The 12437-nt window shown below is 52.3% G+C and carries 13 protein-coding genes; 5 read left to right on the top strand and 8 right to left on the bottom strand.

The annotated features are described in order from the left end of the window. The 3 genes from Abci_RS05805 to Abci_RS05795 all read right to left on the bottom strand — a co-directional run. A partial coding sequence (locus Abci_RS05805; protein WP_048838214.1) for a recombinase family protein occupies positions 1–1437 on the bottom strand: 1437 nt, incomplete at its 3' end. Between the two features lie 516 nt (positions 1438–1953). Beyond that, on the bottom strand, positions 1954–3129 hold the full coding sequence (locus Abci_RS05800) for a hypothetical protein (RefSeq protein WP_141325446.1): 1176 nt from the start codon (positions 3127–3129) through the stop codon (positions 1954–1956). A gap of 429 nt (positions 3130–3558) precedes the next feature. Further along, entirely contained in the window at positions 3559–3771 is a 213-nt protein-coding gene (locus tag Abci_RS05795; RefSeq protein WP_048838213.1) for a hypothetical protein, read from the bottom strand. Positions 3772–4583: 812 nt separating this feature from the next. On the opposite strand from Abci_RS05795, the gene Abci_RS05790 reads away from it, so the two are divergent. The 3 genes from Abci_RS05790 to Abci_RS05780 all read left to right on the top strand — a co-directional run bounded on the left by Abci_RS05790 (position 4584) and on the right by Abci_RS05780 (position 6460). Continuing rightward, on the top strand, positions 4584–5261 hold the full coding sequence (locus Abci_RS05790; RefSeq protein WP_244877591.1) for a hypothetical protein: 678 nt from the start codon (positions 4584–4586) through the stop codon (positions 5259–5261). Between the two features lie 2 nt (positions 5262–5263). Then, positions 5264–5929 carry a hypothetical protein gene (locus Abci_RS05785; RefSeq protein WP_146807029.1) on the top strand — a complete coding sequence of 222 codons (666 nt, stop codon included), beginning with the start codon at positions 5264–5266 and terminating at the stop codon, positions 5927–5929. Between the two features lie 321 nt (positions 5930–6250). Continuing rightward, positions 6251–6460, top strand: a complete 210-nt coding sequence (locus Abci_RS05780; protein WP_048836925.1) for a hypothetical protein — start codon at positions 6251–6253, stop codon at positions 6458–6460. A gap of 67 nt (positions 6461–6527) precedes the next feature. Here the strand turns inward: Abci_RS05780 and Abci_RS05775 are convergent, their stop codons facing one another. The 5 genes from Abci_RS05775 to Abci_RS05755 all read right to left on the bottom strand — a co-directional run bounded on the left by Abci_RS05775 (position 6528) and on the right by Abci_RS05755 (position 11188). Then, positions 6528–6752 (bottom strand): hypothetical protein, encoded by a 225-nt coding sequence (locus tag Abci_RS05775; protein WP_048836926.1) that lies wholly within the window; start codon positions 6750–6752, stop codon positions 6528–6530. A 405-nt stretch (positions 6753–7157) separates the two neighbouring features. Continuing rightward, positions 7158–8072, bottom strand: coding sequence for an alpha/beta hydrolase (locus Abci_RS05770; RefSeq protein ID WP_209421695.1), 915 nt, complete (start codon positions 8070–8072; stop codon positions 7158–7160). 2 nt (positions 8073–8074) lie between these two features. After that, positions 8075–9346: a TonB-dependent siderophore receptor gene (locus Abci_RS05765; RefSeq protein ID WP_261766361.1), complete on the bottom strand. Its 1272-nt coding sequence runs from the start codon at positions 9344–9346 to the stop codon at positions 8075–8077. Between the two features lie 724 nt (positions 9347–10070). Next, positions 10071–10613, bottom strand: coding sequence for a hypothetical protein (locus Abci_RS05760; RefSeq protein ID WP_048838209.1), 543 nt, complete (start codon positions 10611–10613; stop codon positions 10071–10073). Beyond that, on the bottom strand, positions 10610–11188 hold the full coding sequence (locus Abci_RS05755; RefSeq protein ID WP_158319776.1) for a S24 family peptidase: 579 nt from the start codon (positions 11186–11188) through the stop codon (positions 10610–10612). The genes Abci_RS05760 and Abci_RS05755 overlap by 4 nt, the downstream gene beginning before the upstream one ends. 369 nt (positions 11189–11557) lie before the next feature. Between Abci_RS05755 and Abci_RS05750 the strand changes: the two genes are divergently transcribed. Continuing rightward, positions 11558–11863, top strand: coding sequence for a helix-turn-helix domain-containing protein (locus Abci_RS05750; RefSeq protein ID WP_052944779.1), 306 nt, complete (start codon positions 11558–11560; stop codon positions 11861–11863). Continuing rightward, positions 11860–12429, top strand: coding sequence for a ParB N-terminal domain-containing protein (locus tag Abci_RS05745; protein WP_048838207.1), 570 nt, complete (start codon positions 11860–11862; stop codon positions 12427–12429). The genes Abci_RS05750 and Abci_RS05745 overlap by 4 nt, the downstream gene beginning before the upstream one ends. The last annotated feature ends 8 nt before the right edge of the window (positions 12430–12437 follow it).

The following is a 12437-nucleotide window of genomic DNA, read 5'->3' as shown; positions in this document are numbered from 1 at the left end:
GTCGCTCCCTGCCTTTTGAAGACTCTCGTGAAGTGTCGCGACCTTCTGGCGATACAACTCCGCCATGTTCGGATGAAGCAGGGGCGGCGGGGAAGGGGTATCGGCCAGACGTGCTTCGATCTCCGCCTTACGCGCTTCAAGTTGCTCCATGCGTGTCTTGAGTGCAGAGCTGGCAAAGCCATCGAGAATTGCCTGAACGGCCTTATCCAGTTCGCGCTCGATTTTGGGAAGTTCGGATTTCAGAGCGACCAGATCGGCCCCTTTCTCCATCCGCAGTCGGTTAACCTCACGGGTAAACTCGTCACAAAATTCCTTGAAGAGGGCGGGATCCATCATTTGCGTCTGCAAGCCATTGAGCACGGATTTCTCCAGGACATCCCGCCGGAGTGTCAGACGGTTGTCGCAGGTGCCCTTGTTGCGGGCGGTTGAGCAGCCAAGATGGTTTTTGGAGATCATCGAGAAGCCACCGCCGCAGCAGCCGCATTTGATCAGCCCCGTCAGGAGATGGGTCGGACGTTGCAGGGCGTTGAGAGGGTGAACGCCTGTTCCGCGGGATTTCTGCGACCAGGTCGTTTTGCTCTGACGGGCTTTGACCGCATCCCAGAGATCCTGCTCGATAATCCGCAGTTCAGGAACGTCCTGGATGACCCACTCGGAGTCAGGGTTCAGGCGCGAGACGCGTTTGCCGGTGCTCGGGTTCTTGATATAGCGCAGCCGGTTCCAGACCAGTCGGCCAATGTAGAGTTCATTGTTGAGGATGCCCGTGCCGCGTTCGCGATTGCCATTGAGTGTTGACGGACTCCAGGCTTCTGACAAGGGACCGCGATGGCCTTCAGCATTCAGTAACAGGGCAATCGCTTTAGGAGATTTGCCGTCGACATACTCCCGAAAGACCCATCGGACGATCTGCGCCTGCTTCTCATTGATGGCGCGCTCGCCGCAGGTCGTCTCGCCATGGCTGTCGCGCTGTTTGACGACATCGTAACCGTAGCACAGGCCACCACCAGACTTGCCCTGTTCGACACGACCGCGCAGGCCGCGTCTGGTCTTGTTGGCCAGTTCCTTGAGGTAGAGCGCATTCATCGTGCCGGTGAGGCCGATATGAAGAGGGGTGATCTCGCCTTCCGAGAGCGTGACGATCTTTACGTTAGCGAAGAGCATGCGCTTGAACAGGCCGGCAATATCTTCCTGATCGCGGGATAGGCGGTCCATGGCTTCTGTCAGGACGATCTGGAAGCGGTCGGTATTGGCATCCGTGATGAGTTCCTGGATCCCGGGACGGATCAGGGACGCACCGGAAATTGCCCGGTCAGAATAGCTGTCGACGATCGTCCATCCCTGTTGTTCCGCGTACGTGCGGCAAATCCGGAGTTGATCCTCAATGGACGCATCACGCTGATTGTCAGAAGAATAGCGGGCGTAAAGGGCAACTTTCATAGCACATCGTTTCTCGAAGAAGAGGAGAGACTGGCTGCAGTGTGGTGCGTGACGTGTGTTACGCACTGCTTAGTATGCGAGACCCTGTGATGATCTGCGGATACCAGTCAGAAGAGAGCCATAACGGTGATGATGCAGTGTGATATTTTCCGAAGAAAAACTGCTGTCGCGGGGCTTACCCGCATGATGGTCCCAACGGGGACTGTAGAAGTCCTCAAGAAAGCCACGATCCAACGGATCTGACAAGAGAAATGTCAGGCCTTGGCGGTCGAGCTCGGTTTTTTGGAGGCAACACAGGGTGGTCTAGTGGCGGTGACGTGAGCCAGCGCCGCATGATGCGCGAGAATTTTTACCAGGAGCTTCAGTGTTTGGGTCGAGTGATGTGATGCCTGAGTGTCATACATCTGCACTGAGACTTGTTTCTGCATCGACTGCCTGCTGCTCATGCCAGCTCCTCCTTTAGTCAGATAAGCAATTCATGTTGGCTTTCAGAAGCAGGGTGGAGGCTGAAATGATTTAGCCTTCATCAATTTTGTTTTTTTCTTTTTTGGAATTGGGGTCCTGATAACTTTGAAGAGCTCTCACAAGTGCGTCGGGCAGCGGCAGTAACGGCAGAGGAATGGTCGGCGATACTGGACGAGGTGTCCGTTCCGTCTTTGTGTGTGGGATTTGGGTGATAGGCACTGCTTCAGGGCAATCAGTTTTGATCTCAGGCGTTGTCGCTGGATCCAGAACCCTGTTCTGCGTTTTGTGAGAACCATGGCGTATGCCCCACTCACGAAACCATCGGGCATAAGAGACCGTTCTGGCAGCGATATCGACATCGTCAGGAGTGTCCATAAAGCTGTGGCATGACCGGTGCTCTCGACCGGGCAAGACATTCGGATCTGCCCAGGCAGGGAGAGGATGAGAGGGCAGGGAGCGATAGCACCAGATGACATCCATAGCCGCCAAATAAGGGAGAATAGAAGCATAAGACGCTTTGAGCGTCTTGAATGTTGCGAGGCTAATGGTTTGCTTCAGTGCCCTTTTTCCGGTCTTTTCTTTTCTTAATCCAGTCGGGAAATCTGTAGGCAGGACAAGAAGTTTATCTGCACCTTTTGTCTCGTTCAGGGCGTGCAGGCAGCGTTGCAACGACAGCGGAATGTCGGGATGGTGATAGTATTGGCGCGCCGCAATGTGCAGTACACGACCCAAAATGCCGCGGAGCGTGCCGGTAATCAGAGTGCGATCCTGCAGATAATCGCAAAATTCATAGTGCGGGCAAGGTGAGCCGGACTGCTGATAGGCTTTATAAATTTGCTGTTGCAACTGCCATATTTCGTCTTCATGAAAATAGGTGGACAGAACAGGGATCATCTCTGCGGGGAGAGATTTTCTGGGGTATTCTGCCTCGGTGAGACGATTCAATGACAGAATGAGGGCGCGCTGCTCGGCGCTCAGAGAAGTCGAGAGAGACTGAAGAAACTCAGCAAAGCTTGCATGACGCGAGCCATAGGGTGGGTTCTGAATTTTGAGACGTAACTGATGTTCCAAAAACATGATCTGCAGATCAATCAGTCTAATATCACGCTGTGAATGGACCTTATGGGTCCGTACAACATTGATAAGTGTGCATTGAAGCAGTCTGTTGAGTGCAGGATCATTCTGTCTGAAACTTACAGGACTGCGCATTCTTGCCATTTTAGTCACGCCATTCATCCTCTTTGCTTTATACGTCTCGGACCTTGCTGCTAATGAGTTCCATCTCCGAAAACTGGGGCCAGGATGCGTTATAAACCAGGGCTCTGTTAAAGCTTGATCCAGTCTGCTCCGGCCAGCGATTTGGGGTGATTGCGAGGAACAACGGTGCTGTTTTTTCGTATTGGGATACGACAGCGCACCACTCTTATAGAATCTCGTATAATTTTTAAGATGGAGTTCTACAGAATTTCAGAAAAAATACATTTTCAAAAAAACAAAATTGCAAAGGTAATTTTGACCACAAAATAACATAATAACGGATTTTTATTCCAAATATTAAAAAGACTAAATTATGACCTTGTCGGAATGATTGTCGGATAATTTGCCTACGACTAAAAACACCCCCTAAAACAGCCATATCCGAACGGTTTTAGGAACCTATCCCTTACGGATCAATCCACCCTCGAAAATGGCGATTCCGGAACTGTTTTCGAGGATTAAAGCGAAAGTTGAAAATTCGACAAGAATCATGACGCCGCCAAAAAACCAGCAAAACACAAAACAGCCGGACAAGAAAAAACGAAAAGCCTCATAGAAGCTCGCAAGAGCGATCAATGGGGGATTCAAGCAGTCTGATACCAGACCAGCCATAAAAGCCCATCCTGAAGCTTCTATGAGGCTTACAGAGGCGCTTTTGATGAAGGACTCAACACTTATTAACGCTGGCAGAAGGAAAAACAGGACAAACAATATTATTACAAAATATAGCGTTAATAAGAAATAAAGTTTCAAAAGAGAAGAAAAAGGCACGATACCGCAGTTTTGGTGCAAGCACCGAAAACAGCACCCTGCCGGATGGCCTGACGGCCCCCGGACAGATCGTGGAGGTAAGGGGGTCGCGAGCTATCATAAAGCAGGCAAATCAATGAGATAAAGATAGTATTCTGTTTCCATCAGCCTCTTTTTTAAACGTAAAATACTACCGTGACGGTTCAAATCGTTACGATAAACGTACGCCTAAAAATACCATTGAAATTCAAGCAGAAAAATGCGCTGCGTTTTTTACAACGCTAATTCCGGAATAGAAACGAAAAGCCAGAACTCTGAAAGAAAGCTCAAGGCAGACCGAAATCTGAAAACGGTCCTGATACGATGTCACCAAAAATAAGGTCAGACCGAAATGTCGCCGCGGTGTGTGAGGAAAAGTGCTTGGTTGAGCTGCAAAGACACGAATGCCTTCTATAGAAAACTTTAATATATATAGTTTGAGTCACAGTGCTGTCGTCAGGGCTAGGGCATGGTGCACGCTCTTCCATCACGAAAAGCGGTTGCGGCACGGGTGATAATGTTCAGTCTTTTACTGTAAGCTTCTCAAAACTATACTTTCAGTGTGTTCGTGATTTTGAAGGCGGAAGTTGTCGAGGCTGGCGTTCCAGTCTCCCCATAAAAGGAAAAAGTGCCTCATGGCACAGCCGCCTTACGGGCTTGCTCCACTTCACGGAAATCACATGGCTACGCTTTCAACAACGACAGGCAGTGCGTCTGCGCTGTCTTCTATCTTTTACCCAACCGATGAGGATCTTCTCCTCTACAGGGATATGACTCTTGCCCTTGGGGCGCCACCCAACGCGCACATGTTTCGTTTTATGGGCGCGGCGGGACAGCATCTGGTGTTCATTGGTGACACGGGGACCCTCGAGTGGGCACGCGTGCAACAGATGGCGATGCGTCGCTGGCCTGATCTGCCAGCGCCAGGACCCGTCGCCTTTGATGGCACTGTGCTGGACTCTCTTCCCGAGCGCATTGTGTATCAGATCCTGTCAGGCTTTTTACGCAGGAACATGGTGCTGGATGTGCATGAACCAATCGGTCTCGCGCAGGGGCGGTTCCGGGCTGACCTGACACTGCGGAAAGGGGCTGTCTCCCGCTATATAGAAGTGGCGGGTTGCTGCGGCTCTGATCGGGTAACCCGGAATGACGAAGAGCAAAAATGGCTGGCGCGTCTTGATCAGCGTCTCAACGTCTATCGTGCTCTCGATATAACGCCTGTTCTGATCTGGCTTGATCTGTTTGCCCGTCCGGCAGACCTGAAAGACCTCTGCGTTGATCTCGTCGATGACGTTGCACTGCGCGGAGCCTGATCATGACCAATCATCCCAAAACAGCAGAAAGGCTCCCACGCTGGGAGGAGGGCACCATTCGCCTGATCGATATTCTGCCTGAAACATCCGGTGGACCCTGTCGTCTTCGGTCGGGGTTACCGGTCTCCCTCGCGTGGAAAGACGTGATCTTCCGCGCAGGGCACAGGACAATGGAGATCGATAGCCCGACATTCGAGGGCGTTCTGGAGCAGATGCCCGGAGAAAAATGCGGGAGTGCGTTTGTCGTGGAAGACAGTCTCTTCAATGCGGTCTTTCCACGCGGGCAGGCACTGCCTTTGTGCCTTGCCGGCTACAATATGGCGTTCCTGCATCAGATGCTGGGTGGGCCGTGGGAGATGCCACCGTATCTCCTGTGTCTCTATCGCCTCGCGCGGGTGTTCCAGTTGGGCAGGGCGGGTGACTACACACTGGCGGAGCTTGCTGAATATAGTCAGCCGACGCTCGATATGCCCTGGTATGAAAGCGGTGCCACAGCCCGCCTGCTGCAAGGGCGTGTCGTGCTCTCGGAACTGCTCTCCCAGACACGTCTGAACATGCTGGTCGCCTTGTCCTGCACACGCACGCTGCCACCGCCGGTTTCTGAACCATGGGGCAAAGCGCAGGGATGGCAGACAATGGAAGGCGGGATCTTTCGGGATTTTGACTAAATGCCGTCTGATGGCGCTGTCATCAGGGTGCAGAGGGAAGGGGGCGCACTGATTGTGCGGCCCCTTTTTCTGGTTCCGTGTGGTGGCCCTCATTTCTCCTATGCGAGGGCTCCGTCAATCCGGCTGTTTTGTTGCTGGTACTGTACGCGTGTCAGATCTGTTTTTCAGATTTTTCCAGAGGCGTTTTCGAAGGGTCGTTGCCCTTCTCCCCAGAAAAGGAAGAGGTCATCGTGTGCCTGTGTCATCGGGGCTCCCGTGTCACTACGCGTGAGGGGATTTTCCTTGCTGAGGATAATGCCTTTTGAAGAAAGAACTTTTCTCATGTCAAATCAATTCCTGGAGAGCACGTCCCCGGTGCGTGACGTTTACGAGGTCTTGTTGATCCTCAAAGGCCCGCTTCTGGCGGGTCTCAGAGAGGTGCGCGATGGTAAGTCAGACACGATCGACGGCGTGGTTCTTCTGGCCGAAACGATGACACAGGCTCTGGAACGCGCCTGTGACACACTTGATCGTCTCGACAAGAAAGACTGATCTCACAGCTGCTGCCTGCTCGCAGGCAGCAGTTTCTCTTTGTGCTTTATTTTTAAAAAAACGAGACTTATCCAATCACTGATGGTTTTTGTCGCGACAGGAGGAGGTTGGCGCGTGTGCGCCCAGCAATACGGTAGAGGCCGCTTTGAATCAGCAGCATGGAGAGCCCGGACCAGGCGCTTTTTTGTGTTGGGCGTTCCAGAATAATATGCTGCGGATACAGGCTGGGCGAGGCCTCGCGAAAGAAGGCGTCCAGAACACGATATTCCATGCCTTCGATATCAAGCTTCATGAGTGTGATCTGCTTGAAACCCGCCTCGACAACGAGATCCTTGAGTGGGCGGATGCTGTTTTTTCATATCTGGTTGTGACAGCGCGCCACTCCTTGTGGCGAGCACAGAGGTTCTCAACGAGATGCCAGAAGCACTGTGGGAAGGATGAAAATGATCTTCGCACAGCATGACGCGCGTCCGCTTTGGGAAATCCAACGCATATCCGATGACGCCCGATGTAGGCGGCTGCCGCCTGTCAGCTTTACGTTCCTTTAGCGAACAGGTCGTTTATGGGCCCCGGTCAGTCCGCTCTTGGAAGAGGATAATCAAGAGCGGACGCTAACACTATGTGCAGCAGAAAAAATTACCAAATCTACCTTACCAATTCCGGCAGGATACGAAAATCTCTTCGACGATGTATTTGATCACTGTTTCAGCAAAGATCGCGCCTGCATCCACCAAATGAACTCGTCGAACCAATGATCGCTCGTGTCCCCTCTTGCTATCAGGCCGAAGCCGTGGCCACCACGCTCATAGAGATGGAGTTCTGCTGAAGCTCCGACCTTGCGCCAGGCTGTATAGAGTAGCGTGCCATCATTAGGTAAATACGGATCATCCGCGGCGGCTGCGATGAAAGCGGGAGACGCATCTATCGGAACTGGCGTGCGCAATCCGCCATAAAACAGTCCTGCAAAAGCTGGCCGGGTGGCTTTGTTCCCGATAGCAAGATCCGCCGCCAGAAAGGCACCGGACGAGAAACCGATGAAGCCAATCTTTTTCTGGTTGATACCCCACTCCACTGCATGCTGGCGAACCAGCGCGATAGCATGCTTGCCATCTTCCACGGCATGGGGCTCGCCCGCGAAGAGTGGCACCTCAGCAGGTATGCCGCTCTTCGCCCGCGCCATGATCGTCTCCATCTCTTTCATATGAACAGACGGCATATGCATCGCGTCGTCAGGACTTCGTATCGTTCGATATTTAAGCACCAGAGCCGTGACTCCATATTCGGTCAACTTTCGCGCTACAGCGGTTCCCTCGGCCTCATAACTGAGGCCGACGAAGCCACCACCGGGTGCGATGATGACTGCCGTGCCGTTTGAGTGATCAGGACGAGGGCGGAATAACTCCAACGTTGGATTACTGACGTTGAAGACCATCGTTTCGTCCGTGTCGCCTATCTTTGCCCGTGTCTCCGGAACACTGAGCGATGGCAGAACGCCGGTAGGGTAAAGTGGTATCGTTATGCTAGGGCTTGGAGCCGGGGAAGCCGCGCAGATAAACAGACTGAACACGGTGAGGAGCATCGCCGTGTTCAGATACTTCATTGCATTCTTCATGATCAGAGCCTGACCTTGAGGGTCGCATAAGCCGAGAGGGGCTGAATCGGTGCAACGACCGGATTGCCCATGTAGGAATAGGGATCCCAGGCTTTCCTGTTACCGAGATTCACCATGGAAATCCCCAACGTGTAACGATCAAATTTGTAGTCAGCCTGTGCATCGACTACGGCATAACCGGGCACGGAGATAGTATTGGGCAGCGTCAAGGCACGCGAAGTATAGGCTGTGACGCCCGCGCCGAAAGACAAGCCCTTTGCCCAGCCATGCAGAAAGCGATAGCGGGCAGCCACGCGTCCGCTGCTTTTAGGAACGCGGGCAATCTGGTCTCCTGGAGACACGCCATCGTCCCTTGTGTCCGTATAGGCGTAATTGGCAAGCAGTGAGAACGCTGGGGTAGGTTCCCAGACCATGTCGGCCTCCACCCCTTGAGCACGCTGCCGCCCGCTCTGCACATAATAACCCACATTGTTCATGTCGGAGACGGCAACATTATCGTGCGTCTGGCGGAACAGCCCGATTGTGCCAGAAAGGCCGCTCCCGGGGAGCGCCAGTTTCATGCCTGCCTCGACATTATGGGAGGTCTCGGGTTTCGGAGCCTCCAGACCGACAAATCCGAAAGCTGCTCTGAATGCCGTCGCATAGCCCGCGTAAAGAGCAACACCTTGCACAATATCAAATGTCGCGCCTATCCGCGGTGAGACGTGATAATAGGTCGAATTATTCGCTACATTGTAATCTGTCGCCTCCCGAAATTTAAGGGCCGTGAAACGTAGCCCCCCAGTCACATGGAGACGGCCGTAAGTTGCCTGATCCTGTGCATAGACGGCATAGGTCTGATAATGGTCGTTGGTGTAGGAATTGACGGGAAGTTGTGGCGTGTAGCTGAGGGCGTAGACCGGATTGGCAAGGTCGATCGTGCCGGACGGCGTATCGCTGACGCCAAAACCCATGGCGCTGTAAAAGCTTGTCCAGTCGTAATTGATGCCGCCAAGAAGCTGATGGGTTCCACCCAGGATATGCAGTTTGGCGGAAAGATTGGCGTCGAATGTGGCCTCCTTGGTGCGGTTATGCATCAGGATTGGCGACACCCCATAAACGGTCGGCGCAGAGGCATCTGGCGGAAATAGATCCGGATCGACGAAACTACCATACTCATGTACGGTATTGTCGTAATAACGTCCGGTAACAGTCAGCTTGACACAATTATTAAAGGCATGGTGCAAGGCAACCGAGCCCATGCGGTTCTCATTGTTTGTCTCGGGCTGATTGATCGGTGAGCCGGGAAAGGCATGGCGATCAAGTTTACCGGCAAGGGCTTCGTCAGCCGGAAGCCCGGATGTAAGGGGACACAGGGAATGGAACTACTGGGAAACCGGGATTAAGTGGGACCAGCGGGGATTTAGTGGGACGAAATATCTAGGGAAACCGCTGGTGTCGGCATAACCGGGCCATGGGTGGCGATGGGGATTATGCCTCTTGGTGATGTCTGGAACCTTAGCGGCATTATGGCCGAAAGGACACCAAATATGGAACCCAACCTATAAAGAACCCCATGCTAAAGAGGGGCCTTTTAAAACCCTTTTAAGGCTCCGTTAGAGCCAGTGAAATCCTTTGGCCATCATTCCGGTCAAACCCAAAAACATCGCAAAGAGCAGGCCAAGGAAAATGCGGACGTTGCGATCATAGCGGACCTTAATCTTATCCATATGGACCTTTAAGTTGCCTTTAAAAGGCTCTTACTCACAAGGCGCATATGATACCATATGAACAAAAGATGGAGAAGTAAGCATGGCTGACGATAGAACAGATCCTAATGCGGAAATTGAGGTGAGTGCATACATGTGGCTGGCTGGGCAAAGAGTAAATGCCCAATGCGAAGCCGAGCCAGTAGATGACAATCATGATCCGTTTGCGCAGATAAAGGGGATTTACCGGGCAATGGAAAAGGCCAGGGGGGAGGAGCTTGATCCCAAACTTAGAGAGCGCAACAGGCGCCTATACGGGTAGATCTTCTGAATGCTTGACTGCGTAATGCCAAGGGGTAAGCGCAAATGAACGAGTTGCTTCAATAAGGGATCGTCCATCGATTGATCCCTCCCCTAAAGTTACGCAGTAGAAGCGATAGGCAAATGATGACTGTATTATAGTTAAGTCCATTGTTATAAGTTCCAGTGTTAATGGATCGCTCCTGAAGGTCTTCACTTTATCGGGTTTTATTTCAAAGTGTCTATTTGTTGAGACGAGATTGCCTTCTATTATGCTTGATCTATGATGGAATATACTATTTCTGATCCTCATTAGGTCAAAGAAGTGGTTAAAATCTCTCTGGCATAAAGTATCATTGTCTTTGAAAAGCTCTCCTGTTTCTTTCACGATAATGGAGAGCGGTGTCATGAGATGATCTTTGGGTTCTTTGTGCGCATAACGCATTGCGACCAAGTATAATTCTCTTACGAGGTCTTCCACGGTAGAGAAGGCATCAACGAACTTCCCAAGAGAACAATAATATAGCTCTCTTTCTTCTTTGCTGTGCTTCATGACATTGCCTGTAGTCTGTAGGCTACGCGGCCTATTATTGTTATGGCGTCTCCTCCGTCTGGTTCGCCCCAGTGGAAGCGGGAGGCGTCGGTGAGGAATTCTTTGTAGAGCTGGTTGTCTGAGGCGATGCAGATCTTGCCGCTGGGTTCGGATGAGAGCCTTTTGACCAGCAGGCCACCATTCACGACCAGGACGTGAACGCCGTCCAGAATATGCCTGCGGCGGGTATCGACCAGCAGGCGGTCACCAGAGCGGAGTGTGGGCTCCATGCTGTCGCCACTGGTTTCCAGCATGAGGGCGCAGTTAGGGTCAAGCCCAAGATCACCCTTAAGAAATGCTAGGGAAACCGCCACTTTTTCGGGCTTTACGCCTGCGTCTGCACATATCCCGTAACCAGCAGAGGCCGCTACATTGTAGTAGTCGATGTAAGCCACATCGTTTGCGGGCACGGGAATAGGATGGGACTGACTGGGGCTGATCTTTAGCGCCGGTTCATCAGCGTCGTGGCCAAGCAGGAGCCACGAAGGGCTGACGTTGCAGGCAATCGCTAGTCTAGCAGCAGCTGAGGCCTTCATATCCCTCCCAGCAAGATAGCCGTTCAATGTGCTTAGGGGGACGCCTGCGCGTTCTGAGACGGCCTTGTTCCCATCTGCGTTTTCAACAGCCTGCTTGAGCCGATTTGAGATTGATTCGATTTCCCAGTTTTCTTTGAGATCTGGGAAATCGTCATTTTGAGCATTTTTAGACATCGAAATCCGCAGTTCCGTGCGCGTTCGAGAGTTTTATCAACATGTTATCCACAGGAAAGAAGTGGGAAGTACGAGAACGCGCTTGCGTATCGTTCCATAGTTGGTATTCTCACGGTGTTCTGTCCCCCTCATAACTCACGCGGATAGACGAAAAAGAGAGCCCGGTTGCAGCCGGGTTAGGTCAAGGAGACTATTATGGCACAAAAGCCACGCGGAATGCACCCGGAAGACATTAAGGCGTTCATCTGCAAGACATGGGGCACGCTTGCAGCCTTTTCCGTTGCCAAGGGACGCGCCCCGGCTGCGGCGTCCAACACCATTCGCCAGCCCCCTTATTCCCACCCTATGGCGCAGATTATCGCCAAGGAAATGGGTAAGCAGCCGTATGATGTATGGCCTGATTTTTATCATCCTGATGGCACTCCCATTCCGTGTCGCATTGGGAGAGTTTCTACTGCCGCATCTGGTGCAGCACACCGTCAAAACGGAGTGGCAGCATGAACATGGACGTGAAGGAAAAACTGGACGGAGCGATGCCGGAACAGGCGTCTATTCCAGTTGCGCAGATTGACGTAGGCGAGCGCTTGCGGACGATTGATCCTGATTATGCGGCCATGATTGCAGCAAGCATGCAGGAGGAAGGCCAACGCACACCGATTGAGGTGCGAAAGGCTGGGAAGCGTTACAAACTGATTGCCGGTGGGCACAGACTTGAAGCGTTACGTTTGGCCGAGATTGAGAATGCCTGGTGCGTTATCAAGAAGGTTTCAGATGAAGAAGCTGAACTGCTGGAGATTGACGAAAATCTCTGCCGCCGTGAACTGAGTGCATTAGATCGCGCAACATTTCTGGCACGCAGACAGGACGTTTATCAGAAGCTTCATCCGGAAGTTCAGGCGGGCGGAGATCGGAAGTCAGATCAAATGCTCAAGCTTGAGCATTTGATCCCAACCTTCAGTAAAGCCACCGCCGATAAGCTCGGGTTGTCCCGCCAGACAATCGATCGCTCTATTTCCCGGTTTAAGCACATTATGCCTGACGTGCGCGAGAAAATTTCCAGCACATGACTTGCTGA

The sequence above is a fragment of the Acetobacter cibinongensis genome (assembly GCF_000963925.1).
Classification (GTDB): Bacteria; Pseudomonadota; Alphaproteobacteria; order Acetobacterales; family Acetobacteraceae; genus Acetobacter; species Acetobacter cibinongensis.
This window is presented reverse-complemented; position numbering and strand designations above follow the sequence as displayed.

Coding starts and splice junctions, on each gene's coding strand:
- Abci_RS05795 (WP_048838213.1), bottom strand. CDS start 3,771: ATGGCTGGTCTGGTATCAGACTGCTTGAATCCCCCATTGATCGCTCTT.
- Abci_RS05790 (WP_244877591.1), top strand. CDS start 4,584: ATGGCACAGCCGCCTTACGGGCTTGCTCCACTTCACGGAAATCACATG.
- Abci_RS05785 (WP_146807029.1), top strand. CDS start 5,264: ATGACCAATCATCCCAAAACAGCAGAAAGGCTCCCACGCTGGGAGGAG.
- Abci_RS05780 (WP_048836925.1), top strand. CDS start 6,251: ATGTCAAATCAATTCCTGGAGAGCACGTCCCCGGTGCGTGACGTTTAC.
- Abci_RS05775 (WP_048836926.1), bottom strand. CDS start 6,752: ATGAAGCTTGATATCGAAGGCATGGAATATCGTGTTCTGGACGCCTTC.
- Abci_RS05770 (WP_209421695.1), bottom strand. CDS start 8,072: ATGAAGAATGCAATGAAGTATCTGAACACGGCGATGCTCCTCACCGTG.
- Abci_RS05760 (WP_048838209.1), bottom strand. CDS start 10,613: ATGAAGCACAGCAAAGAAGAAAGAGAGCTATATTATTGTTCTCTTGGG.
- Abci_RS05755 (WP_158319776.1), bottom strand. CDS start 11,188: ATGAAGGCCTCAGCTGCTGCTAGACTAGCGATTGCCTGCAACGTCAGC.
- Abci_RS05750 (WP_052944779.1), top strand. CDS start 11,558: ATGGCACAAAAGCCACGCGGAATGCACCCGGAAGACATTAAGGCGTTC.
- Abci_RS05745 (WP_048838207.1), top strand. CDS start 11,860: ATGAACATGGACGTGAAGGAAAAACTGGACGGAGCGATGCCGGAACAG.